The sequence below is a fragment of the Variovorax gossypii genome (assembly GCF_003965815.1).
GTDB lineage: Bacteria > Pseudomonadota > Gammaproteobacteria > Burkholderiales > Burkholderiaceae_C > Variovorax > Variovorax gossypii.
This window is the reverse complement of record NZ_RXOE01000002.1, coordinates 1537643-1562467: the sequence shown is the minus strand read 5'-3', so window position 1 is coordinate 1562467 and position 24825 is coordinate 1537643. Positions and strand designations below refer to the sequence as shown.

Below are 24825 nucleotides of genomic sequence, written 5' to 3'. Positions count from 1 at the left end.
TGAAGGGGCCTTTTTCATTCGATGCCGAGTTCCTGGATCTTCCGGGTGATGGTGTTGCGCCCGATGCCCAGCTTCTGCGCGGCCTCGATGCGGCGGCCGCGCGTGTTGGCCAGCGCGGTGAGGATCAGCCTCGATTCGAAGCGGCGCGAGAGCACGTCCCACACGTCGGTGCGGCCGGCAGCCAGCAGGGCCTGGGCCTCGGCCTCGAGGCCGCTTTCCCAGTTGCTGGTGCCGGTTGCGGGAGCATGGGCTTCGGCGGGTTCGGAAACGGCATGCACCGGGGACGCCAGTTCGCCGCCCGACGTCGGGAACGACGGCGCAGGCTGTGCCGTCAGGGTCGATGCAACGGCCGGTGCTTCGGATGCCACATGCGCTTCGGCGCTGCCGCCGCCCGCCATCACTTCCGGCGGTAGATCTTTCGCCTCGATCAGCTGGGCCGGCGCCATCACCGTCAGCCAGTGGCAGATGTTCTCCAGCTGGCGCACGTTGCCCGGGAAGTTGAATGCCGCGAGCTTGGCCAATGCTGCATCGGAGATGCGCTTGGGCTCCACGCCGAGCTGGCGCGCGCTCACCTGAAGGAAGTGGCGAGTGAGCGCGGGCACGTCTTCGCCGCGTTCGCGCAGGGCCGGCAGGCGCAGGCGGATCACGTTGAGGCGGTGGAAAAGGTCTTCGCGGAAGCCGCCGAGCTTGACGCGCTGCTCCAGGTCCTGGTGGGTCGCCGCGATGACGCGCACGTTGGCCTTCACCGAGTTGTGGCCGCCCACGCGATAGAAATGGCCATCGCTCAGCACGCGCAGCAGGCGCGTCTGCAGGTCGAAGGGCATGTCGCCGATTTCGTCGAGGAAGAGCGTGCCGCCCTCGGCCTGCTCGAAGCGGCCGCGGCGCATGGTCTGCGCGCCGGTGAAGGCGCCGCGCTCATGGCCGAAGAGTTCGCTCTCCAGCAGGTCCTTGGGAATGGCGGCCGTGTTGATGGCCACGAACGGGCCGTTGGCGCGCGGCGAGTGCTTGTGCAGCGCACGCGCCACCAGCTCCTTGCCCGAGCCCGATTCGCCGGTGATGAGCACCGTGACGTTGCTTTGCGAGAGCCTGCCGATCGCGCGGAACACGTCCTGCATGGCGGGCGCCTGGCCGAGCATCTCGGGGGCGGCGACCATGCGCTCTTCCGCCACTTCCTCGCGCTGGCTCTCGTCGACGGCGCGACGGATGAGTTCGACCGCGCGCGGCAGGTCGAAGGGCTTGGGCAGGTATTCGAAGGCGCCGCCCTGGAAGGCCGAGACGGCGCTGTCGAGGTCGGAGAAGGCCGTCATGATGATGACGGGCAGGCCCGGATGCAGGGCCTTGATCTTGTCGAGCAGATCCAGCCCGGAGCCGCCGGGCATGCGGATGTCGCTCACCAGGACCTGGGGCGCCAGCTGATCGTCGTCGGCGGCCTGTTCGAGTGCTGCGAGCACCTCGCGCGTGTTGGTGAAACTGCGCGTGGGCAGGTCTTCGCGCAGCAGAGCCTTCTCGAGCACGAAGCGAATCGATTGGTCGTCATCAACTATCCAGATCGGCTTCATGCATCTCCTCTGTTGCCGGTGGCTGCGCTAGGGCAGCGGTATCAATATCTTGAAATCGGTTCGGCCCGGGACGCTGTCGCACTCGATCACGCCGTGATGCTGTTGCACAAAAGTTTGTGCGAGCGTCAATCCCAGCCCGGTCCCGCCTTCCCTGCCCGATACGAGCGGATAGAAGATGCGGTCCTTGATCGTGTCCGGCACACCCGGTCCATTGTCGATTACATGCAATTCCAATGCCAATCGATACCACTGCTTGTTGAAGATCACCTGACGGGCCACCCGCGTCTTGAAAGTGATCTGCGCGTCGCCTGCCGCGCGGCGCTCGGCCAGCGCCTGCGCCGCGTTGTGCGCGATGTTGAGCGTGGCCTGGATGAGCTGCTCGCGGTCGCCGCGGAACTCGGGAATGGAGACGTCGAAGTCGCGCTCGATGTGCAGGTCGCGCGGAAACTCCGCGAGGATGACCGAGCGCACGCGCTCGCAGACTTCGTGGATGTTGACGTCGCCCACCACGTGCGGGCGGCGGTGCGGAGCCAATAGACGGTCGACCAGCGTCTGCAGCCGGTCGGCCTCGTGGATGATGACCTGGGTGTACTCGATGAGGTCGCGCGACTCGACCTCCATCTGCAGCAGCTGCGCCGCGCCGCGGATGCCGCCCAGCGGGTTCTTGATCTCGTGCGCGAGGTTGCGGATGAGTTCCTTGTTGGCCTGCGCCTGATCGATGAGCCGCTCCTCGCGGTCCTGGCGCACCTGCTGCTCGAGCGGCGACATCTCGATGATGAGCTCGCCCTTCTTCTCGCCATGCGCGAGGGACACCTGCACCGGCATCAGCTCGTGGTTCACGCGGCGCAGGAAGGCTTCGTAGCGCAGCGTGGCGAAGTCGTTGCTGCTGGCACCGTCGATGGCCGTGCGCAGCACCTGCGGCTCATGGAAGCATGCGCCGAACTGCGAGCCTTCGAGGGTGCGGCGCGATGTGCCCAGTGCGTCTTCGAGGCCTGCGTTGGCGAACAGCACGGAGCCGTTGCTGTTGACCACGGCGATCATCGTGGACAGCAGGTCGAAGGACTGGAAGCGCGAGTTGGCGCCGGCCGCCTTCTTCCCGAACACCATGACGTCTTACTGAGGCTGCTGCTTGGCAGGCAGCCGGGCGATCTCGCGGCGGATGCCGGCGATGTCGCTCTCGTTGCGCGCCAGCTCGGCCTTCATTTCGGCGACGCGGTCCAGGTACTTCTGGTAGTTGCGGCCTTCGCTGCCCTGCTTCTCGGGCTCGCCGTTGTTGTATTCCTTCTGCAGCTCGGCCTGGCGGGCCTCGGCCTTCTTGAGCTCGGCCTCGAGCACCGAACGCGCCTCGCCGTCACGGGCACGCTGGTCGACGCCTTCCACGCGCGGGCTGCCTGCCGGCGAACGCGCCGCGGACGAACCGCCCGACGACGACGAGGAAGAAGCAGAACCGCCGCCCGACGCCCGCGTGCCCTGCACGACCGTGACGTTGCCGCCTTCCATGATCTTGCAGCCCTTCTGCTGCGCGATGGTGGCGTTGTTGGTGTACTCGTTGCCGCAACGCCAGACACGCTCCTGCGAGAGCGCCGGCAGCGCGATCAGTGAACCGGCCAGAAAGATGAGGGAAGCTGTCTTCATGTGTATCGGTGGAGAGCGGCGACAAAGGGGCATTTTCGTGCAATTCGACGGCAAAAGTGACCAGATGTTCCACCCCAAAGAAAAAGGACGGCCAGGCCGTCCTTCCATAACCCATCAGGCTTACATCCCCAATCACTGCCCCCTTCGGGAGATACCGCGGAACCGGCTCTGCCGGGCCGCAGGTATCGCCCCCCCCGGAAGGGGGTTGGCGTAGCGACACGAAGTGCGCGCAGCCTGGGGGCGAGCCAATTACAGGGAGTAATACATGTCGAACTCGACGGGGTGCGTCGCCATGCGGAAGCGCGTGACTTCCTGCATCTTCAGTTCGATGTACGCGTCGATGTAGGCATCGGTGAACACGCCGCCCTTGGTCAGGAACGCACGATCCTTGTCCAGGTATTCCAGGGCCTGGTCGAGGCTGTGGCAGACGGTCGGGATCAGCGCGTCTTCTTCCGGCGGCAGGTGGTACAGGTCCTTGCTGGCGGCTTCGCCCGGATGGATCTTGTTTTCCACGCCGTCGAGACCGGCCATCAGCAGCGCGGCGAAGCCCAGGTACGGGTTCATCAGCGGATCAGGGAAGCGCGCTTCGACGCGGCGGCCCTTCGGGTTGGCTACGAACGGGATGCGGATCGATGCCGAGCGGTTCTTGGCCGAGTAGGCCAGCTTCACCGGAGCTTCGAAGCCGGGGACCAGGCGCTTGTAGCTGTTGGTGCCGGGGTTCGTGATGGCGTTCAGGGCACGGGCGTGCTTGATGATGCCGCCGATGTAGTGCAGGGCGAAGTCCGAGAGGCCTGCATAGCCGTCGCCGGCGAACAGGTTCTTGCCGTCCTTCCAGACCGACTGGTGCACGTGCATGCCGGAGCCGTTGTCGCCGACGATGGGCTTGGGCATGAAGGTGGCGGTCTTGCCGTAGGCGTGGGCCACGTTGTGGATCACGTACTTCTGCAGCTGGACCCAGTCGGCGCGCTGGACCAGCGTGCTGAACTTGGTGCCGAGTTCCATCTGGCCGGCGTTGGCCACTTCATGGTGATGCACTTCGACCGGGATGCCCAGCGATTCGAGCACCAGGCACATTTCCGAGCGCATGTCCTGGAAGCTGTCGACCGGGGGAACCGGGAAGTAACCACCCTTGACCGCGGGACGGTGGCCGGTGTTGCCGTGTTCGAATTCCTTGTCGGTGTTCCACGAGGCTTCTTCGGATTCGATCTTCACGAAGCAGCCCGACATGTCGTTCTTCCAGCGCACGCCGTCGAACACGAAGAATTCGGGTTCCGGACCGAAGTAGGCGGTGTCGCCCAGGCCCGATGCCTTCATGTAGGCCTCGGCGCGCTTGGCGAGCGAACGCGGATCGCGCTCGTAGGCCTTGCCGTCGGCGGGGTCGATCACGTCGCAGGTCAGGATCAGCGTCGTTTCTTCGAAGAAGGGATCGATGTTGGCGGTGTTCGGGTCGGGCATGAGCTGCATGTCCGAAGCTTCGATCCCCTTCCAGCCGGCGATGGACGAGCCGTCGAATGCGTGGCCCGAGGTGAATTTGTCTTCATCGAAAGCCGAGACCGGCACGGTCACGTGCTGCTCTTTGCCGCGGGTATCGGTGAAGCGGAAGTCGACGAACTTGACCTCGTTTTCCTTGACGAGCTTGAGTACATCGGCGACGGTCTTTGCCATCAGTTTCTCCTGAGTTGGATGGTGGTTAGGAATACAGGGACGTGGGATGCAGTTTCTGTGCCATTGTCGCCTCACCGGATGAGGCTTCGATGGCCGCCGCAGAACCCAAATGAAGGCGGAAATTCACTATTTTGGTGCATTGATTTTTATCGCACCAATTCGGGGCCGAGCTTGGCGTCAAAAGTGTGCAGGCCTTCGATCAGCTGAGCATATGCGGCATCGAGCCGCTCGGCATTGCCCTTGACGCCCAGTTCGATGTGCCGGCCGTAAGTCGGATGGTCGACACTGGGCAGGCTGAACACCTTGATTCCGGCGTGGGTGGCCTCGATGGCCTGCATGAGCGGCGTCAGCGTGGCCTCCATGGCACCGAAAACGATCACGGATTTCTCGGCGACGGTCTTGCTGGCGAACAGACCGGCATAGCGGCCGTCGAGCACGGATTCGATCATCGGCCAGGCCATGACGGGAAAGCCCGGCACGAAGTGCACGTCGCTGACGCTGAAGCCCGGGATCTTGTTGTACGGGTTGTAGATGAGCGTGGCGCCCTGCGGGAACACGCCCATGTTGAGCCGATGCACGTTGTCGGCCCGGTCGGGTTCGTAGGGCAGGCCCTGCTCGCGCGCGGTGTCCTGCATGCGCTCGCGGATCAGCAGCTCGGCCTCGGGGTGCAGCGCCAGCGGCACGCCCAGCGCCTTCGCGGCGCACTGGCGGGTGTGGTCGTCGGGCGTGGCGCCGATGCCGCCGGTCGAGAAGACGATGTCGCCAGAGGCGAAGGCCCGCTCGAGCGCGGCGGTGATGCGTTCGGGCTCGTCGCCCACGTACTCGGCCCAGCTCAGTTGAAGGCCGCGCGCGGCAAGCAGTTCGATGACCTTGGCCATGTGCTTGTCGGCACGCTTGCCGGAAAGGATCTCGTCGCCGACGACGATGAGACCGAATGCGCGTGTCATGGAGAACCCCATTGGGAAAGAGCGGCCTTGCTGGCTTCGTCGGCCTCGATGGCCGGCGTGCCGCCGCCGGCAGCCGGTGCTTCGGCCGCCGCGCGCTGGGCGCGAAGCTGCGCGAGCGCATCGAGGCAGTAGTGAGCGAACCACAGGGCCGAGAAGGCGAAAACCAGCGTGTAGATCCAGATGGCGATCGGCACCAGCACGAAGAATGCGGCGGCGAACAGCAGGCCCGAGGCCCAGACGATGCTGGGCGCGGCGCCCAGGTAGCCGCACAGCACGCCGATGCACAGCAGCGGAAGCCGGTGCGCGCGCAGCAGCGCGGCGCGCTCCTCGGGGCTGGCGTGCTCGGCCAGCGCGTCGAAGCTCATCACGCGGTAGGTGAGCCAGCCCCAGATCAGCGGCGGCAATATCAGCACCAGCGGCGGAATGAGCCACAGCGGCATCGAAACGACGAGGGCGATCAGCGCCAGGACGGTGGCGCCCAGCGAGCGCGCGACGCTGCCGAAGAACGAGGCGCCCTTCTTCTGCTCGAGCGCCGGAAAGCGCCGCGCGCCCACCAGCTTGGTCAGGGCGGGTGCCATCAAGCCGGCCACGATCAACAGGCAGACCACCACGATCACCGGCGTGGCGGCGAACACCACGACCAGCGCGGCCAGCGCCGAGGTGACGTCGCCCGAGAAGAGACGGCCGATCCAGGCCCAGAAGCTCGACAGCAGCGGCCAGGCGTCGAGCGCGCCGCGCGTCCAGCTCACTGCGGCGTCCCAGTAGAAGTAGCCGAGCAGCGAGGCCAGCACGATCATCAGCCCCAGCGGAAGCAGCGACAGCACGATCACGCGCGGCAGCATGCAGTAGGCGACCGCGCGCCAGAAGGAGTCGAGGAGCAGGCGCATGAAGCAGCGAGGATAACGCCTCGGGCGGGCCGCTCAGGGCCCGGAGCCCCTCAGCCGCGACCGACCATTCGCTTCAGCCCGAGCCACTGCTGGGCCCAGAAGCCCCGGCCGTACTCGCGCACCCGGCCGTCGGCGCCGGGCTCGACCTGGTCGCGGATGCCGGTCGGGTCGTAGCGGTCCTCGAAGTTGGCGGTGCGGAACAGCATGTCCCACCAGGGCAGCAGCACGCCGAAGTTGTGGCCGCCGAGTGTGCTGCGGCCGTTCGATTCATGCCCCAGCCCGATGCTGTGGTGCAGCCGGTGGAAGCGCGGGCTGATCCACAGCCGCTCGCCGATGGCGCCGAAGCTCAGCCGCAGGTTGGCGTGCTGCAGGCTCTCGCTGAGCTGGGTGAAGGCAACGAAGGCGATGAACTGCCCCGGCGCCACGCCGATGAGCTGCGCCACGATCACGATCAGCGTGTCGTGGACGATGTCGTCGAGCAGGTGGTTGCGGTCGTCGCTCCACATGGTCATCTGGCGCTGCGAGTGGTGCAGCGAATGCAGACCCCACCACCAGTTGAACTGGTGCTGGCCGCGATGGATCCAGTAGCCCACGAAATCGAGCACCACGAGGTAGATGGCGAAGGCCACCCACGCGATGTCGGTCACGCCGGGCCACACCTCGTCGAGGTGGAAGGTGCCCCACCCCGCCGTGCGCAGCGCGCCCAGGGCGTCATCGAAGAAGGGCTGCAGCGTGAAGAAGAGCGCCAGCCGGAACAGCCCCAGCCGGTGGATCAGCGTGTAGAGCACGTCGATGCGGATCGCGTGGCGGTCGACCACGGGCTCCACCGAGCGCCAGCGCTGCAGCGGGCCGATCACCGCGATCAGCACCAGGATCTGGATGACGCCCACCAGCAGCCAGCCGGTGGCGTCGAAGGCGTCCTCGGTCCAGCCGCCAAGGCCCACGGCGTAGACCAGCGGCTGCACGGCGGTTTCGAAGAACCAGCCCTGCATGGCGGAAAAGGCGTCTGTCAGCCAGTCGATCACGATCAGGAAAACTCGTCGTTCAGGGGTGGGAGGCGATCCAGGCCTTGAAGTCAGGGTGCTGGCGCAGCGTGCGGAAGCAGAAGCCCTTGGCCTTCAGGCCGACGATCAGCGGCTCGAGGTTGGCCGGCGCCCACGGATCCTTGCGCGACCAGATGCCCAGGTGCGCGAGCAGGATGTCGCCGGGGCGGATGGTGTCCAGCGCCTGCGTCAGCAGCTTCGCGTTGCTGAATTTCTCGCTCGGCAGCTCGTCGCCGAGGAAACCGGCGGGTGCCCAGCCCACGTACTTGTAGCCGCAGCCCTCGGCGGCGGCCAGCAGCGCGGGCGAGGTCTTGCCGCCCGGCGCGCGGTACAGCGGCAGCGGCTTCTTGCCGGTGACCGCCGCCAGCCGGTCGGAGGCCTTCTTGATGTTGGCGCAGTACTCCGCCGCGCTCCAGGTCGATTCCTTGCCGTTCTGCGGGCCGGCCGAGGGCTTGATGCGGAAGCTGGGCGGCGAGCCCTTCACGTCGGCGCGCCAGTAGGAGTGGTCGTAGGTGTGCGAGCCGAATTCGTTGCCCTCGGCCGCCCTCGCCTTCCACCAGGGCGCCCAGTGGTCGTCGAGGCTGTCGCCGTCGGTCTGGGTTCGCTCGGCGGCGGCGAAGAAGGTGACGCGCACGTCCTGCCGCTTGAGCACGTCGGCCACCAGGGGCGCTATGCCCATGTGGCCGGTGTCGAAGGTCAGGTAGACGGGCTTCTCGCAGGCGGCCGGTTCCGTGGCCGCCCATGCGCCGGGCGACAGCGCCGCCGCCAGGACGACCATGGAGGCCGCGGCGGCGACTCCGACGTGCCTAGATGCGCTTCGCATGATCCAGCGTCCACACGCCGTGCGGCGAACGGCCGACGTTGACCTGGCGCACGACCTTGTTGCTGGCCAGGTCCACAACGCTGAGCTTCTTGGCCCAGCGCGAGGTCACGTAGAGCGTCTTGCCGTCGGCCGAGACGTCCATGCAGTCGGGGCCGCCGGGCACCGGGTATGTCGCGACCACCTTCAGCGTCGTCAGGTCGATGCGGCTGATGGAGTTGGCAACCCGGTTGCTCACGAAGACGCTCTTGCCGTCGCCGGCCGAGCGGAAGGCATGGGCGCCCTTGCCCGTGGGGATCTTGCCGACCAGCTTCGGCTCGGCGCCGGCCACGTCGAACACCTGCACGCCATCGCTGCCGGTCAGGCCCACGAGCAGCGTCTTGTCGTTGTGCACGCCGAAGATGTCGGCCGGCATGGCGCCGGTGGTGGTGCGCCACTTGACGGTCTGCGTGGGCAGGTCGACGGCGATCATCTCGTCGCTGTCCTGCATCGTCACGTAGGCGATGGTGCTGGTGTTGTCGATCCAGATGTGGCTGGGCGTCTTGCCGCTGGCGATGCGCTTGGCCAGCTTCAGGTCCTTGCCGTCCCAGCGGTAGACGTCGACGTGGTTCAGGCGGTTGCCGGCGGTGACGAACCACTTCATGTCGCGCGAGAACTGCAGCTGGTACGGATCGAGGATGCCGTAGACCACGCGCTGCACTTCCGCCGTGCGCGGGTTGAGGAAGGTCAGCGAATCGCCCGCCGAATTGGCCACGATGACCGACTTCTCGTCGGGCGTCATGTAGATGTGGTGCGGCTCCTTGCCGGTGGGAATGCGCAGCTTTTCCGTCCAGTCGACCGGATTGATGACGCTCACGTTGGCGTCCAGCGAGTTGAGCACGAAGATCGGGGGAGGCTCGGCCGCCGTGGCGGCGGCCGGGTACATCGCGAGAGCCGTCAGGCAGGAGAACAGGAAGGCCGTGACGCGGCGGCCGTTCGATCGGGCAGGAAGTCGCAAGGGAAGGTTCCGGGAGAGAGTTCGAAATGTTAACGGCCCGCCCTTAAGACTGGCTGACCGGGACTGTGCCCTTTCCCCCGCTTTTCCCGTCTATTTCGGCGCTTTCCCGGATTTGGCGGGTTTGGCCGGTGCGCGCAGGGCCGCGACCTCGTCGGCGGCCAGCCAGCGCCACTGCCCCGGCGCAAGGTCGGCCGGCAGCGCCAGGTCGCCGATGCGCGAACGGTGCAACCCCTCGACCCTGTTACCGACCGCCGCCAGCATCCGCTTGACCTGGTGGTACTTGCCCTCGGTGAGCGTGAGCCGCAGGTGCAGCGGGCTGTCGGACTCGCAGGCGGCGGCGCGAACCGGCTTCGGGTCGTCGTCGAGCACCACGCCGGCCAGCAGCTTCGCGATCTGGGCCTCGTCCACCGGATGCTTGGCCGTCACCTCGTAGACCTTGGGCACGTGGTGCTTGGGCGAGCCCATTTTGTGGATGAACTGGCCGTCGTCGGTCAGCAGCAGCAGGCCGGTGGTGTCCTGGTCGAGCCGGCCGATGGCCTGCACGCCCTGCACCGCGCCCTTGTTGGGGCGCAGGCGCAGCGGCGACGGCAGCAGCGTGTAGATGCTCGGGTAGGTCGAGGGCTTCTGCGAGCACTCGGTGCCGGCGGGCTTGTGCAGCATCAGGTAGGCCTTCTCGTGGTACTCCCACGGGGTGCCCTGCACCGTGTATTGAAGGCCTTCGGGGTCGATGTCGGCGAACGGGTCGTCCACCACCTTGCCGCCGATGATCACGTGGCCCTGCTGGACCAGCCCCGCGCACACGCGCCGCGTGCCGAAGCCCTGGGTATAGAGGATGTCTTGCAGATGCATGGAGAAATGAAAAAGCGGCCGCGCCGCAAGGGGCACGACCGCCTTCGAGTTTGCCGCAGGATCAGTACCCTGCAGCCAGGCCCGTGTTGCGGCGCGGGTCGTTGGCGCCGTAGAAGCGGTTGTTGCCGACCGGCTTGCCGCCCAGCGACGGCGCACCGACGATGATCGCCGCCAGGTGGTTGGCCGGCTGCGGCACGCCCAGGTTGTGGCCCATGTCGGTCAGGATCTTGCGGGTGTCGGGGCTCAGCGCGTAGGTCTCGACGTTGGTGACGTCGGGCAGCCACTGCTGGTGGAAGCGCGGCGCATCGACGGCTTCCTGCACGTTCATGCCGTAGTCGATGGCGTTGATCATGGTCAGCATCACCGCGGTGATGATGCGGCTGCCGCCCGGCGTGCCGACCACCATCACCGGCTTGCCGTCCTTGGACACGATGGTCGGGCTCATCGAGCTCAGCGGGCGCTTGCCCGGCTCGATCTTGTTGGCCTCGCCCTGCACCAGGCCGTAGAGATTGGGCACGCCCACCTTCGAGGTGAAGTCGTCCATCTCGTCGTTCAGCAGCACGCCGGTCTTGGCGGCCGTGACCTTGGCGCCGAACCAGTCGTTCAGCGTGTAGGTCACCGAGACCGCGTTGCCCCACTTGTCGGCGATCGAGTAGTGGGTGGTGTTGCTGCCTTCATGCGGCGCGACGCCGGGCTTGATCTCCTTCGAGACGCCGGCCTTCTTCGGGTCGATGACGGCGCGGATCTTCTCGGCATAGCCCTTGTCGAGCAGGCGATCGAGCGGATTCTTCACGAAGTCGGGGTCGCCCAGGTAGCTGTTGCGGTCCACGTAGGCGTGGCGCATGGCCTCGATCTGGTAGTGCACGGCCTGTGCCGAGTGGTAGCCCAGGTCCTTGAGCGGATAGCCCTCGAGGATGTTGAGCATCTCGCAGATGATCACGCCGCCCGAGCTCGGCGGAGGCGCCGACACGACGCGGTAGCCGCGGTAGTCGCATTCCACCGGCGCGAGTTCGCGCGTCTTGTACTGGTCGAGGTCGGCCTGCGTGATCAGGCCCTTGCCTGCCTGGCTCGACGCCACGATGGCGCTGCCGACCCAGCCCTTGTAGAAGCCGTCGGTGCCCTTGGAACTGATCTCGCGCAGGGTCTTGGCCAGGTCCTTCTGGACCAGCTTGTCGCCGACCTTGTAGGGCTCGCCCTTGTTCAGGAAGATGGCGGCCGTGGCCGCGTCGTCCTTGAAGTCGGCCGTGGCGGTGGCGAGCAGGTCAATGTCGCCCTGCTGCAGCGCGAAGCCCTTGTCCGCCAGCTGGATCGACGGGGCGAGCAGCTCGCCGCGCTTCATGGTGCCGTACTTCTCGCGCGCGTATTCCATGCCCGAGACGCTGCCCGGCACGCCCACGGCGAGGTGGCCCTTGGTGCTCAGCCCCTTGATGACGTTGCCGTCCTTGTCGAGGTACATGTTGGCCGTGGCGGCCAGCGGCGCCTTCTCGCGGAAATCGAGGAAGGTCTTGCGGCCGTCGGCCAGCTGCACGGTCATGAAGCCGCCGCCGCCGAGATTGCCCGCCGCGGGGTACACCACCGCGAGCGCATAGCCCACGGCCACTGCCGCGTCGACGGCATTGCCGCCGCGCTTGAGCACGTCGACACCGACCTTGGTGGCCAGGTGCTGCGCACTCACGACCATTCCGTTCTCGGCGGCGACAGGCGCCACCGACGCGGCGGTCGACGCGCCGGCGGCCGTCAGCGCGAGCACGGCCGCGACGGCGGTGCGCAGCTTGGGAGTCCAGTGGATTTGTTGCATGTAAGAGTCTCCTCTAGAGCGTGATGAAGGGAAGGTGAGCGGATGAATGAAAGAAGGACGGGCGGACGAGCGCGGTTCAGGCCGTGAGCAGCGCCTTGCGGCGCAGGGCATCGAGCGCCACGGCCACCTGTCCGCGAGCGAATTCCCTGATTACCGACGGCTCTGTCAGCGGCTTGTCGTCCTTGACGAAACGCAGGCGGTCGCTGCGCACCTCAGCCTCGAGATGCTCGGCCAGCGCCTCGTGCGAATGCCGTCCGTCGAGCAGCGGCAGCAGGCTTCGCTCGAGCAGCGACACCGTCACGTGTTCGTGCCATTGGTTGCAGGTGTTGACCGTGACACCGGAGCCCTGCACGAGGCCGACCGTGTTGCGCACCGCGGGCAACGCCTGAGGCAGGTTGGAGACCGCATCGGCCGCGGGCACCGGCGAGCGCCTGATGCGCAAGGCGCCGAGGATCAGCAGTTCCTCGACCATCGCCATCACGACCGGTTCGGCGGCCGCCGGGGGCTGCCCAGCCAACCCGGCCGCGGCCTCGACGAGGGCCGAGACGGACATCGAGGCGGGATAGCGCGTATCGAGCAGATGCGCCACGGCCTTCTGCACGGGCTGGCGCATCGTGACCTTCAGATTCCGGATCGCGGTGCACGGCTGCTCGCGGGCATCGAGCGTGAACGCGCCGCCATCGTCGATCTTGAACATGCCGGCGAATTCGAGCCGGCGGATGCGCGCGGGGTCCAGCTTGTAGCGGATGCGCCCGGCCTGCGGCTGCCTGACGAGCAGGGTCTGGCGAAAGGTGCGGTTGATCAGGAAATCGAGGTACTGCTCCATCATCACCTGGCTGCCGCCGCATTCGCGCAGCAGCGGGTCGCGCACCTTGTCGCCGTAGTTCTGCACGAACATCGTCGACGGCTCGGCGTCGCACAGGTAGGCCAGGCCGCGGGCTTCAGCGCGTGCGACGAATTCCTTGAAGTAGCAAGGCGCGTTGCAGGGCTCGAGGAACTCGTGCAGCAGGTACGAACTGTTGGCGCTGCGCACGATGGGCATCGCCTCTTCGAGCGTCTTCCTGAGCACGCTGTCGGCGCGGGCCGACTGCTCGAGGAAGTCGAGCATGCCGCGCGCGTAGGAGAGCTTTTCTTCCGGCGTGTCGCGCGGGCCGCCGCGCAGGATCATCGCGTCGCGCACGATCTCGCGCGCCTTCCAGCCGGGGTACACGTTGTAGCTGACATAGGCCACGCCGTTGGGTGCGAGGTTCTCCTGGCAGATGCGCAGGATCGCATCCTGCACCGGCCCCGGCACCCAGCTGTAGACGCCATGACAGACGATGTAGTCGAACTCGCCGAACGAGGCATCGATGTCCGCGAGATTGAAGGCCTTGAGCTCGATGTTCGACAGTCCTGCACGCCCGATGACCGCCATGCCCTGAGCCACCTGCACCGTCGACAGGTCGACGCCGATCGCGCGCGCCTCGGGATGGCGTGCCGCGAAGGGGATCAGGTTGCCGCCGGCCGCGCAGCCGAGCTCAAGCACGCGGGCTCGCGCGGGCGGAGGAACGTCGAGACCGAAGAGAAAAGCCAGCGCTTCCAGATGCTCCATCGCTGACTGAGGGAACGGATGCGAGTCGTAGGGCACCGCGTCGTAGTAATTCGTCAACTCGGAGGTCAGGGAATCCGACACGGGCGTCCTTTTCGGGATCTGGGCAGGCAGCAAGAGCGGGAGATTGCAGTGACTGCAATGTGACAGTGCTTGCCGACTATAGCCTCGCGCCCAGGCAAAAAGAAGCGCAGCTGCACGGGGCTGCATCGCGAACGCCGCACGCATAAAAAAAGCCCAGCACGAGGCTGGGCTTGAAACGCCTATCTGCTTGGCAATGCATCAAGGCCCCCGCACAGGTTGACCAGCGGGGGACGGTTTACCCGTCAAGGAGAAATCGGATGAACAGGACAAGCAGGCAGCGAACCGTGGGACCGGTTTGTGAACAGCTTGTTTTCCATGGGCATAGTCTACTGTATATTTGTACAGTCTTTCAGCAAGGATGCCCGCCATGTCCCCAACCGAAGAAACACCCGCCCCGCCCAATCATGCGCTCAAGGAAGCGCTGGCCTGGATCTCGAAGTTCGCACATGCGTGGAAGGCGATAGAGCCCTCCCCGAAGAGCCTCAGCATCGACGGCTTCATCATCTGGGGTCCCGTGCTCTACGAGAAGCACAAGGGCGAAGATCCGGTCCAGTTGGCGCGGCAATTGTTCGGGCGGTCGGGCGAATACTTCAAGTATCTCTACCCCGAGCGCGGGCGCAGCTCGAACGATCCGCGGTCTTAGAATGCCCCGATGAATTGGCGCACACTGCTTCCGCTTGCTCTCCTGGTCCTGGCCGGCTGTTCGACCCCTCCCAACGAAGTGATGCAAGTCCGCGAAGGCGTGCTGCGCGCCATGACTTATGTCCAGGCCTCGGACTACTGCGATGCGCGCGACAAGACGCCGCGCTGGCTTGGCAGGGCCCCTGCGGAACAGGGCGTGCTCTTTCAGTGCTACTGAGTTGAAGCCGGGCGGCTGGGCGCCGCCACGAGGGAGCTGGAGGAAGACTCGAAACGTACAGCCGCAGTACGTTCTTCAATGAGCCCTTCACCTGATGAAGGGCGTTGCCCTCATCAGGAAGGAATATGGTGGGCTGGGGTCTACTGAATGATCGCCCAGAAAGCGCATCCCTCCACACTTTTCCATTTACAACTATGGATTTGTTCCCCGATTTGTTCCCCGGTTTCCGGGCTAGAGCCCATCTCACTGATAGCTCGGGTGCAGCGACTCGCCCCCCTCGGAAACCAAGGATAGCCCTAGAGGCAGCAACCAGTCTGAAATCGGCACGGCCGAAGGGCGGCCGAGTGTGAAGCGCCAATCAGCCATTCCCGATAAGCTGAGTCTGGACACCAGTACCGGGTCACCAGTGCCGCTTTGCAGGTTGTGCCAGTGTAGTACTCGCCAAGACATCGGTTCGATGGACTTCTGGTAGGTCCCGTCGTAGGCCCACACGCGACATGGACTGAATGAACCGCTCGGGCTTGCCGCTGGTCTTCGATCTGATGAGCACCGAATACAACCATTGAAGCTTCACGCATCCGCCAAGCCTTCTCGGTTGATTCCTCGCTCGCCGATCAACATCTCAAACTAGGACCGGCGGACCTTGTTCAACCCTTCCTTTGTTCGCACCAAGCATATTGACAACGATTCTGGCCTACCTATTTTCGGCGATTGCCACCGATCTTTTGGCAGATACGATCGAATCGCGGCAATTCCCTAATTTTTGCGAAGGATATTTTATGTGCCTGGATGGAATCATCGAGTACGAAAATTTCACTTTCACAAACAAAGGTCAATCAGATGTGGACGGTTTCGAACCAAAGCTTTCGGCCATGTCACATCGAATCATCTTCGCAGCAAGCGAGGCAAAGAAGTTAGCAAAGAAATTTCGAGTTATATACGGATTTCACGGAGATCCGAATGGAAAATACTTCATCTCCTTTGATGCCGACGAAATAGAAAAATCCAAAACCATAGCCAATAAATTCGACAACATTGAAATGATATACATGGACGGAAAGAATCAAGCGCTGGTGAATTTTGAGCCATATATCGACGAAGGGTTTGTTTTATTCACCTGGTGCGATAGCAATAATTTTCTGACTGACAAATATCCAGGTAAACTGAAAAAACCGAAATGATGCTCACCCCGTAGGGCAAGGGGCTCTGCCTGGGCATGCTCGTCAACTACTCTGGCGAAGGCTCGCTGAGTACTGAACTGACGCTGCGCTGCACCAATGGTTCGCTGCGCAGCGGCAGAAGGTGCCAGAGGGGATCGGCCACCGCCAAGGCGCTCGGCTACAGCCTGAAGCGCCGGCTGACGCTCACTCGATACATCGACTGCACCGATCTAGCGGCTGATAACGATCGGGTGGAGAACCAGATCCCGTCGATCGCATTGGGCCGGTCCAACTGAGTCTTCGCCAGCAGCTTGCGAACCGGACAGCGAGCCGCGGCGGCCGTGGGCCGAGTACACTCCGCGCGCCTCAATGGCCATGAGCCACACGCCTACTTCAAGGACGTCCTCGAGCGGTTGCCGCAGTATTGGTCGCCATTGGCAGTCCGATGCTCTCTTTCTGCAGATGCTGGACTATGCGATCTTTAGTGATGGCGCCCGCCGCCAGATCGCAATGAAGTCTCGGCTGCCATTAACGGCGCGCGAGTAGAGCCATGACGGCGTGAGCTTCTCATGCGGAAGGGCCCAGATGGGCTTGTTCGCATGGACCTGCTCGTTGCCAATGAAGATGTATTCGTCGCACGATGCAATGAGCCTTGCCTCGTCTACGCCGAACATGTTCCCTCCGGCATCCGGCCGGCCCGCGTCGAACAGATGCGTGACCCAGCACGCGATGACAACGTTTGGCCTGTATCTCTGCACGGCCGCTACAGCGTCCAGCTTCTCAACGTGCTCCCCGTAGGGTACGGTCGGTTGCCCAATCTGCTGGTAATGTGCCTTGACCGCCGACTCCTCTTGCTGGCGGTTGTCTGTCGCAGGAATGGAGAGGGCTCCTGCGAGCGCGCCGTGCCCAGCGCCGATCTCGATAGCTGTCTTGCCCCGGATGCGGGCTCGAAGGAAATCACACAGATCTTCGGTGGGGAAACTGTACAGACCGTGACGCACACCGAACACAAGCCGTTCTTGTGCCGTAGTGCCTTCAAGGGCTCGAGCAGGGACCACACGAAGCCGCCCGTGGCTATCCAGCAGCAGGCTCGATATGTCTCTCACGTTTGCGGCATCAGTCAAATACGCGTCCATGAGGCTTATTGTTACCGAGCGACAAGACCGGCACGTCCCAGTTACGGCGATGAACTCCCCGCCGCATCGATAGGCAGCAGCCAGCGCTGCCAGTACTGTCAAAATGTGTTCGCCGTACGCTTACGGAGGATCGACGGCGAAGGCAAAACACATCCACGGACGGCTTAGCTGGAAAACCTCGCTGAGATGCGAGGTCTTAGGGCACGCAAGATTCGAAGCGACTCTCCTCGTAGTAGCACCCGCAGCAGCAAGAGTCTCATAAACCGGACTCTGCCAAACCTGTCGCTGTAGCGCCGTATTTCGGAGCTAGGTGATCGCGCAGCTTTTACCTGATCTTGCCGGCCCGAGGTTTCAGTTGTCAGGCTTTAGACCAGTGCGTTCAATCACCGGCTTCCAGCGGCGCAACTCCTCGCTCATGAACTTACTCAGTGCATCGGGTGTGCTGCCCATTGGATCGAAGTACGCAGCATGCAGGCGTTTGAGCGTTTCAGGCTCCTTCAGTACGGCCGCGATCTCGCGGCTCATGCGCTGCACGATTTCTGACGAAGTTCCCTTAGGCGCCATATAGGCGTACCAGGGGACCGCCTGTATGTCTGGCAAGCCCGCCTCGCGTAGCGTCGGCAGCTCAGGCAGCAAGTCGGAACGCTCGGCCGAAGTGACTGCCAGCGCTTTGAACCGCCCTGCCTTGGCCTGCGACATCACCGCCACCGGTGGAAGGCAAGCGTACTGCACATCACCTTGGATGATGGCCGTCACAGCCTGTCCAGATGAAGCGTAAGGAATGTGCACCGCGAAAGAGTTCGTCTTGAGTTTGATGAGCTCCATTCCCAGATGCGAGATCGAGCCATTGCCTGTCGACGCGAAATTGAACTTGCCGGGATTCTGCTTCATCGCCGCGAGCCAGCTCTTGACCGAATCGACATTCATCGAATTCGATACTACGCAAACATTCGGCGTCGTGGCTGCGAGTGATACAGGAACGAGATCCTTGAACGGATCGTAGGGTAGATTCTTGTAGAGGACGGTGTTGTAGACCAATGGCGCATTGACCGAAAGCAAGAAGGTGTATCCGTCAGGCTGCGCCTTCGACGCTTGGTCCGTGCCGGTGTTCCCGCCAGCACCGGGCTTATTGTCAACGATCAGGGGCTGTCCGATACGAGCCGAAAGCCTGTCATTGACGATGCGCGCAAGAATGTCAGGCGACGACCCGGCTGCGAACGGCACGACAATGCGTACTGGCCGCTGTGGCCAAGCCTGCGCGTGGGCGATTGTCGGTCCGCCAATCGCGATAGCCGCTTGGATCGCCAAGCTAATGCCATATGGAAGGCGATTCGTCATGGCTGCGCCTCCGCGTCAATCATCCCCTGATGGTCTTGCTGCTCTCTCGCGATAAACCCTTCGATCAGGGCGAGATAGCAAGCCTCCACAACTTCAGGATATGCGCCCTCCTTCTTCGCTAGCGCCTTCACCTTTTCGATCACTTCCAGTTGGCGCTGAGGCGCCGAGACCTGAAAAGCATCGCGCTTAAAGCGTGCCGCGTCCTTTACGTAACGACCGCGCTCGGCCAAGAGGGCGACGATCTGCTGATCGATTGCGTCGATATGCTCGCGCACCTCGGCCAGACTCGCGCACAGCGGCACGTACGAGGGATCAGTAAAGCGCCTTAGCGGCGCGCCATGCGCCTCTGGTTCTTCCCGAGGACTGAGGGCCGATGTGGTGTCGTTCATGCGCTGTCTCCTGTTGTTACATCGTGAGTTGGTGTCTCTATCGGATGATGATCCTCACTAATGGGTCATCGCTCAATAGAATGCGATCAATAGTTCATATTGATTTTGAGAATGTGACTGCAGCGCATGACAGGATCCCGCATCGCTGACGCGCCTTCTGTCGCTACAGACATCGGGCGGCAGTGGAGCTTGCGTCGTGCGTGCAACAGTTCGCCGGAAGACTAGGTGGCCGAATCAGCCGGCTCGAAGCTAGTTCGGCACTTCTTGCCGAACGATTTTGGCTACGTCGATGCAACGCGGCACGACGTCATGAGTTGGCCTTCAGGGTCGATTTATCAATCGATGCCTTGTGATCTCCAGACAATCGCCGGCGCCCCCAAGCTAGCAGGTCGTCCACATAAGTGAACACCACCGGCACCACCAACAGGCTCAGGAAGGTCGAGGTTATGAGGCCTCCAATGACGACGATGGCCATTGGTTGACGAAAACTTGGCTCCGCACCCAGACCCAATGCGTTGGGCAACATCCCCGCACCCATTGCGAGCGTCGTCATCACGATCGGCCGCGCGCGTTTGTGGCAGGCATCCACGAGTGCATCCAGCCGGCCCATCGCGCGTTCGCGGCGAGCCACTATGGCGTACTCGACCAGCAGGATCGAGTTCTTGGTCACGATGCCCATCAGCATCAACACGCCAATCACCACGGGCATCGCAAACGGCTGGTGCGCGACCCATAGAGAGATGAAGGCGCCTCCCAGTGCCAGAGGCAATGCGGACAGAATGGTCGCAGGCTGCAAGAAGTCATGAAAAAGCAGCACGAGCACCGCGTAGATGCAGAACACCCCGATCGCCATGGCGATGCCGAAGCTGATGAACAATTCGGACATGCGCTGCAGATCTCCCTGCTCGACGCGGTGCACACCGGCCGGCAGGGACCGCAATGCCGGCAGTGCCATCGCCTCTTGCCGAACATCACCGATCGGGCGACCGTTGAGCTCCACGGTCAGTGTCACATTGCGCGAGCGATCGATGCGGTCGATCTGCGACGGGCCGCTTCCGAGGACGACTTCGGCCACGGAGCCAAGGCTAACTGCTCCATTCGTGCCGGCCACCCGCAGCGAGGCCACGGAATCCAGGCTGCCACGCACCGCGTTGGTATTCATCGTTACACGAATCGGAACCTGTCGCTGCGGCAAGTTGAGCTTCGGCAGCGAGGTTGAGTAGTCGCCGTAAGTGGCCAGCCGCACCGCTTCAGCCAGCGATTCAGAGGTGACACCAAATGCCGCCGCTCGGGCGTAGTCCGGACGAACCTGAATCTCCGGTCGCTGAAGTGCTGCACTTGACTTGACATTGCCAATGCCTTTGAGCGTGCGCAGCTGCGCCTCGGCTTGCGCAGCGGCCTTGGCCAGCGCCTGCGGATCGTCGCTCGCCAACGTAAGGTCGACCACCTCGCCGCTATTGCCGCCACCCACTGCGATACGTACGCCCGGCAGCTGTCGCAGCTGCTCACGCATCTTCGCCTCGACGGCAGATTGCTTGAGCTTACGTTCGCCGCGCGGCACCAATTCAACAATCAACGTGGCGCTCGATACATCCGCCGTCGATGAAGCCCGCGGCCCGTCGAAGCTGCTAGCCGTGCCCACGGAGGCGAAGACCCCCTTCACTTCGGGCAGCGCGCGAAGCAGCACCGCAGCACGCTGACTCGCAGATACAGTGTCATCCAACGTACTGCTCGACGGCAACGTTATAGCAATCCGGCTTTGCGCTCTGTCCTGCGCTGGCAAAAAACCAGTAGAAAGGAATGGCACGACGGAAAGCGCCAAACCGAAGAACGCGGCCGTGGCAAGCATCGCGCTTTTGCGATGCGTCAACGCCCAGCGCACCCACCCGAGATAGCGTGTCATCGTCGGCCCATCACCGGGCACCTCGCTGCCTGCCACGCGAGGCTTGAGCAGATAGGCAGCCATCATCGGCGTCAGCAACCGAGCCACCAGCAGCGACGCGAGCACCGCCACTGATGCGGTCACGCCGAACTGACGGAAGAACATGCCAGGAATACCGCCCATGAATGCCGTCGGCAGGAAGACCGCCACCAGAGTAAAGGTAGTAGCGATCACCGCTAGACCGATTTCGTCGGCAGCCTCCATCGCCGCCTGGAAGGGCGTCTTTCCCATGTTCAGATGGCGCTCAATGTTCTCGATCTCAACAATGGCGTCGTCAACCAGGATACCGACCACCAATGCGAGCGATAGCAACGTCACGGTGTTCAAGGAATACCCGGCTAACGCCATGAACCCAAAAGCTGGAATGATCGACAACGGCAATGCGGTGCAAGAGATCAGCGTCGCGCGCCAGTCCCTCAAGAAACCCCAGACCACGATGATTGCGAGCAGCGCCCCTTCGAGCAGGAGATCCATCGAGCCGTCATAGTTGTCCTGAATGCGGGCCACTGTGTTGCTCACCTCGAGGATGCGCACCTCCGGATGAACCTGACCGAAGCGCTTTATCTCTGCGCGTACATCCTCGGCCACTCCGACGTCAGAGTACCCGCGCGAACGTGTGACTTGAAAGCCGATCACCGGCGTGCCATCTCGGAAAGCAAGCGTGGTGCGTTCGGCGTGCGTATCGCTGACGCGCGCCACCTGATCCAAGCGTACGTAGCGACCATCAGGGAGCGGCACTGTGATCGCGCCAACCTCGGCCGGCGAACCCACGACGGCGAGCATGCGACTCGACTGACGCTCGCCGCCTATTTCCCCTTGGCCTCCAGAAGCTTCCTGCTGCACGGCCTTCAACCGTGCCGACACGGCTGACGGTGTGACACCGAGGCCTGCCATCAACGTAGGTTCAAGCTCTACATGCACCTCGCGATCGACCCCTCCGACACGCGCGACCTTACCGACTCCCCTCACCGCCAGCAAGGCTTTGGTCAAATCATTGTCGACGAACCAGGACAAGTCTTGCTCGTCCAATCGCGGCGATTCGATCGTGAAGGTTATCAGTTCCGAATTTGCGGTAGTCAGCTTGGACACCGTCGGATCATTCATGCTCGCCGGCAGGTCGGCCCGTGCGCTGTCTACTGCGTTGCGCACCTCGGACAGCGCTGCCTCGCTGTTCTTGTCAATCTCGAACATGACGCTGATGCTGACCGTACCGTCGGTAATCGTCGTCTTGATATGGTCTAGGTTGGTCAAAGAAGCGAGCTTGTCCTCGATCTTTCGAGCTACCTCTGATTCCAATTGCTCAGGTGCCGCGCCCTCAAGCCTGGCCGACACCTGGATGGTTGGAAGATCGATGTCCGGAAAATCCTGGATTTGCAGCTGCCGGAAGCCGATCACTCCCAGCACGGTGAGCAGAAAGAACAGCAGGACAGCCGGAACTGGGTGGCGGATCGACCAAGAAGAAAAGTTCATCGACGCACCCTTTCGCGGGCATCCGACGCCCCAGCGGAAGGCTGAGTAGTCGCAACAGTGACGTATGCACCGTCTGAGAGGAAGGCGCCGCCGCTGCCGACAACTCGTGCATCGGCGTCCAAGCCGCTGAGTATTTCCACGCGCTCGCCACGTCGACGTCCCACGGCCACGGGCCGGCTCATGACTTTGCTGTCGCTACCGAGGAGGAAGACATACGCACGGCCGTCGCGCAGAACGACAGCTCCGGCGGGCACGGTGAGCGCCGGCTTGTTGCCAAGCTCGATACTGCCGCTGCCGAACGTTCCCGGGCGCGCGCCGCTTTCAATGGGCAGGCTGACATATGCGGTGCCACGCCCTGTGTTGGGCGATAGTGTTGGGCTAACCAGGCGCACCTCGCCTTGCACAACTCGGCCGTCGGCTAGCGTGACGTGCGCCACCCGCCCCGGCTTCACAATCTCGAGCTGCTGCGCATCGAGCTCGGGCCGCCACTCGACACGGCTCTGGCGCACCAGCCGGAACAGTTCATCTCCAGCGTTTACGACGTTACCCAACACCGCACTTTTTGACGAAACGATGCCATCGTCGGCCGCTATCACGCGGGTCTGTGAAAGCTTCAACCTGATGCTATCTAGCTCGGCCCGCGCCGAGTCCAGTGAAGCCCGGGAAGTCTCTGCGGCTATGCGGTATTCCTCGATCTTCTGCGCCGACAGTGCACCGCTGTCTTCAGCCATACGCGCCCGCCTCAGGTTGGACTGCGCCTGTTCCAAGGCCGCGCTCGCCTGGGCCACAGCGGCCTCCTGTTTGCGCTGGTCGTTGCGCAGGCTGTCGTCCGCCAGTCGGGCGAGCAATTGACCGCGCTTCACCTGCGCCCCGACGTCGGCCTTCAGTTCTATCAACTGCAGCCCCCCCGTCTCAGGCGTAACGATGACTTCCTGCCAAGCGGCGAATGGACCACTGGCCTGCACCAGCTGTGGCCAGGTCTGCGCCTGCGGCTCGATGGCCGTGACGGTGAGAACGCTGGCTGGCTGGCCAGCGTTCACCTGTGCACTGGCGCCCGGCTTCGAGCAGCCAGCCAACCCAGATACCATCAGAGCCACCAATACAGCGGTCATGTGTCTGGAATTCAAGATGTTCCTCCTTGGATGGTGTCGTTTGCATTGGCTGGAGGCTGAGCGCCTTCCCCGGGCAACCAGCCCCCGCCAAGCGCCTTATAGAGTGCGATCCAATACTGGATGCGGTTCTGCTGCAGCGTGAGCAAGCTGATTTCGGCCGACAAGGCCGAGCGGCGCGCCTCCTCCAGCGTAAGCAAGCTATCGTTACCGGCGCGCCAGTTGGCCTCGATCGCCTCGAAGTGCCGGCGATATTCATCGGCCGCGCGCGCGGCATCGTCAGAGCGCTGAGCGGTGCTATCGAGATTGACGAGCGCCTGTTCAACCTCCTTGACCACTGTGCGCACGCTTTGGCGCCAATTAGCCAGCGCCGAGATATAGCTCGCCTTTGCGCTGTCCAATGCAGCGCGTCGCCGGCCGCCATCAAGCAGTGGGATCGACAGCGATGGACCGAAGGACCATGTCGTCAGCGATGGCGCGCCACTCACCGCCGACAGATTGACTGAACCGGACAACGACAGGCTGGGATAAAGATCTGCCCGAGTCGCGCCGACTTCCGCGCTGGCGGCAGCCAACTCACGCTCGAGTGATGCCAAATCCGGACGCTGGCGCAGCACTTCAGCTGGCACGCTGCGAACCTCGATCAATTGCGGCTGAGGCAGCTTGCCCTCGCTTCGCCCGAGCAGCATACGCAGCGCCGGCTCATCGCTACCCGTCAACTGGACGAGCGACTTCACCAACAACTCGCACTGGCCGCGTTGCGCCACGAAAGTCGAGCGCGTGCTGGCCAAGCTCGCCCGCGCCAACATGCCATCTGAACGCGCAACGAAGCCGGCGCGCACCGAAGCGGCGGTGGCCCTGTCTGTCTCCATCGTCGAAATCAGCTGCCGACCGTAGGCGTCGGCCAGAAGCCCGCAGGCGCGGTATTGCACATAGGTGTCCGCCACTTCAGCGGCCAGCGAGATCCGGGCGTCGTGCCAATCATCGACACGGGCGTCGATTCGAGCCCTCGCGGCCTCCGCGTTGCGCCGCGCCTTACCGAACAGATCGATCTCCCACGACGCGTCAAGCCCGGCGCTGCGTGCGGTGGCGGTCGCCAGCTCGGACGAAAGCTGCTGCGAGCGCGCCCGCGCCAACGAGGCGCTACCGCTCAGGCCAGGGAGGCCGGATGCCTCAGCGGTGACCAGAGTCGCACGCGCCTTTTCAATGTTCGCCCAAGCTTGAGCGAGGGTCGGGCTTTCACCTTCGGCCTGTTCGATCAGTTGGTTCAGTACCGGGTCATCGAACTGCCGCCACCACTTTTCCATTGCGACGATGCTTCCGCCATGCGGCAGTGGAGCGTGCCACGCGGCAGGCGCATTGATCTCGGGCGCGCGGTAAGCCGGACCTCCTGTACACCCGAGAAGCGCAGTGAGCAGGCCCAATACCAGGACGTTTGAAGCGAGGAAATGGGGAAGACTTTCAGCAAATGGGGGGCGAGGACACATGAGAGCGGGAATAGCTAAAGCGCAAATATCCCGCGAGGCACCTTTCCCGCTACTTACTGACAG

The 24825-nt window shown here is 63.6% G+C and carries 21 protein-coding genes and 1 pseudogene; 4 read left to right on the top strand and 18 right to left on the bottom strand.

Translation table 11 applies throughout. The features are described from left to right. Positions 1-14: 14 nt before the first annotated feature. The 12 genes from ntrC to EJP69_RS14820 all read right to left on the bottom strand — a co-directional run bounded on the left by ntrC (position 15) and on the right by EJP69_RS14820 (position 13872). Complete coding sequence (gene ntrC, locus EJP69_RS14875; RefSeq protein ID WP_126470974.1) at positions 15-1559, bottom strand: nitrogen regulation protein NR(I); 1545 nt, start codon at positions 1557-1559, stop codon at positions 15-17. A 27-nt stretch (positions 1560-1586) separates the two neighbouring features. Further along, positions 1587-2666, bottom strand: a complete 1080-nt coding sequence (glnL, locus tag EJP69_RS14870; protein WP_093199118.1) for a nitrogen regulation protein NR(II) — start codon at positions 2664-2666, stop codon at positions 1587-1589. A gap of 6 nt (positions 2667-2672) precedes the next feature. After that, positions 2673-3194 (bottom strand): hypothetical protein, encoded by a 522-nt coding sequence (locus tag EJP69_RS14865; RefSeq protein WP_126470972.1) that lies wholly within the window; start codon positions 3192-3194, stop codon positions 2673-2675. Positions 3195-3443: 249 nt separating this feature from the next. Then, positions 3444-4859: a type I glutamate--ammonia ligase gene (gene glnA, locus EJP69_RS14860; RefSeq protein WP_093199113.1), complete on the bottom strand. Its 1416-nt coding sequence runs from the start codon at positions 4857-4859 to the stop codon at positions 3444-3446. A 146-nt stretch (positions 4860-5005) separates the two neighbouring features. Continuing rightward, entirely contained in the window at positions 5006-5806 is an 801-nt protein-coding gene (locus EJP69_RS14855) for a competence/damage-inducible protein A (RefSeq protein WP_206169327.1), read from the bottom strand. After that, positions 5803-6693 carry an EI24 domain-containing protein gene (locus EJP69_RS14850; protein WP_126470968.1) on the bottom strand — a complete coding sequence of 297 codons (891 nt, stop codon included), beginning with the start codon at positions 6691-6693 and terminating at the stop codon, positions 5803-5805. The genes EJP69_RS14855 and EJP69_RS14850 overlap by 4 nt, the downstream gene beginning before the upstream one ends. A 50-nt stretch (positions 6694-6743) precedes the next feature. Then, complete coding sequence (locus EJP69_RS14845) at positions 6744-7718, bottom strand: sterol desaturase family protein (protein WP_093199104.1); 975 nt, start codon at positions 7716-7718, stop codon at positions 6744-6746. Between the two features lie 19 nt (positions 7719-7737). Continuing rightward, the gene (locus EJP69_RS14840) at positions 7738-8559 is read right to left on the bottom strand and encodes a polysaccharide deacetylase family protein (RefSeq protein WP_093199099.1); all 822 of its coding nucleotides are present in this window, start codon (positions 8557-8559) and stop codon (positions 7738-7740) included. After that, a complete protein-coding gene (locus tag EJP69_RS14835) occupies positions 8543-9553 on the bottom strand; it encodes a YVTN family beta-propeller repeat protein (RefSeq protein ID WP_126470966.1) in 1011 nt (336 codons plus the stop codon). The genes EJP69_RS14840 and EJP69_RS14835 overlap by 17 nt, the downstream gene beginning before the upstream one ends. 90 nt (positions 9554-9643) lie before the next feature. After that, positions 9644-10402, bottom strand: coding sequence for a pseudouridine synthase (locus EJP69_RS14830; RefSeq protein WP_093199094.1), 759 nt, complete (start codon positions 10400-10402; stop codon positions 9644-9646). A 61-nt stretch (positions 10403-10463) separates the two neighbouring features. After that, positions 10464-12200 (bottom strand): gamma-glutamyltransferase, encoded by a 1737-nt coding sequence (gene ggt, locus EJP69_RS14825; RefSeq protein ID WP_126470964.1) that lies wholly within the window; start codon positions 12198-12200, stop codon positions 10464-10466. Between the two features lie 76 nt (positions 12201-12276). Beyond that, a complete protein-coding gene (locus EJP69_RS14820) occupies positions 12277-13872 on the bottom strand; it encodes a class I SAM-dependent methyltransferase (protein WP_206169326.1) in 1596 nt (531 codons plus the stop codon). Positions 13873-14239: 367 nt separating this feature from the next. On the opposite strand from EJP69_RS14820, the gene EJP69_RS14815 reads away from it, so the two are divergent. From EJP69_RS14815 to EJP69_RS29855, 4 genes and pseudogenes are all read left to right on the top strand, one after another. Next, positions 14240-14515 (top strand): hypothetical protein, encoded by a 276-nt coding sequence (locus EJP69_RS14815; protein WP_093199090.1) that lies wholly within the window; start codon positions 14240-14242, stop codon positions 14513-14515. An 81-nt stretch (positions 14516-14596) separates the two neighbouring features. After that, positions 14597-14731 (top strand): hypothetical protein, encoded by a 135-nt coding sequence (locus tag EJP69_RS29990; RefSeq protein ID WP_256228313.1) that lies wholly within the window; start codon positions 14597-14599, stop codon positions 14729-14731. Positions 14732-15408: 677 nt separating this feature from the next. Next, complete coding sequence (locus tag EJP69_RS14805; RefSeq protein WP_126470960.1) at positions 15409-15912, top strand: hypothetical protein; 504 nt, start codon at positions 15409-15411, stop codon at positions 15910-15912. An 88-nt stretch (positions 15913-16000) separates the two neighbouring features. Then, positions 16001-16376: pseudogene (locus EJP69_RS29855) on the top strand (transposase domain-containing protein); the annotation flags it as partial. Here EJP69_RS29855 and EJP69_RS14790 read toward each other — a convergent pair. The 6 genes from EJP69_RS14790 to EJP69_RS14765 all read right to left on the bottom strand — a co-directional run bounded on the left by EJP69_RS14790 (position 16362) and on the right by EJP69_RS14765 (position 24762). Next, a complete protein-coding gene (locus tag EJP69_RS14790; RefSeq protein WP_126470954.1) occupies positions 16362-17027 on the bottom strand; it encodes a hypothetical protein in 666 nt (221 codons plus the stop codon). The pseudogene EJP69_RS29855 and the gene EJP69_RS14790 sit on opposite strands and share 15 nt — an antisense overlap. Before the next feature lie 351 nt (positions 17028-17378). After that, positions 17379-18365 (bottom strand): Bug family tripartite tricarboxylate transporter substrate binding protein, encoded by a 987-nt coding sequence (locus EJP69_RS14785; protein ID WP_240652152.1) that lies wholly within the window; start codon positions 18363-18365, stop codon positions 17379-17381. Then, positions 18362-18754, bottom strand: coding sequence for a chorismate mutase (locus EJP69_RS14780; RefSeq protein ID WP_126470952.1), 393 nt, complete (start codon positions 18752-18754; stop codon positions 18362-18364). Before EJP69_RS14780 ends, EJP69_RS14785 begins: the two co-directional genes overlap by 4 nt. Positions 18755-19061: 307 nt before the next feature. Then, complete coding sequence (locus EJP69_RS14775) at positions 19062-22166, bottom strand: efflux RND transporter permease subunit (RefSeq protein WP_126470950.1); 3105 nt, start codon at positions 22164-22166, stop codon at positions 19062-19064. Beyond that, positions 22163-23293: an efflux RND transporter periplasmic adaptor subunit gene (locus tag EJP69_RS14770; protein WP_240652151.1), complete on the bottom strand. Its 1131-nt coding sequence runs from the start codon at positions 23291-23293 to the stop codon at positions 22163-22165. Before EJP69_RS14770 ends, EJP69_RS14775 begins: the two co-directional genes overlap by 4 nt. Next, positions 23290-24762 carry an efflux transporter outer membrane subunit gene (locus EJP69_RS14765; RefSeq protein WP_126470948.1) on the bottom strand — a complete coding sequence of 491 codons (1473 nt, stop codon included), beginning with the start codon at positions 24760-24762 and terminating at the stop codon, positions 23290-23292. The genes EJP69_RS14770 and EJP69_RS14765 overlap by 4 nt, the downstream gene beginning before the upstream one ends. Positions 24763-24825: the final 63 nt, after the last annotated feature.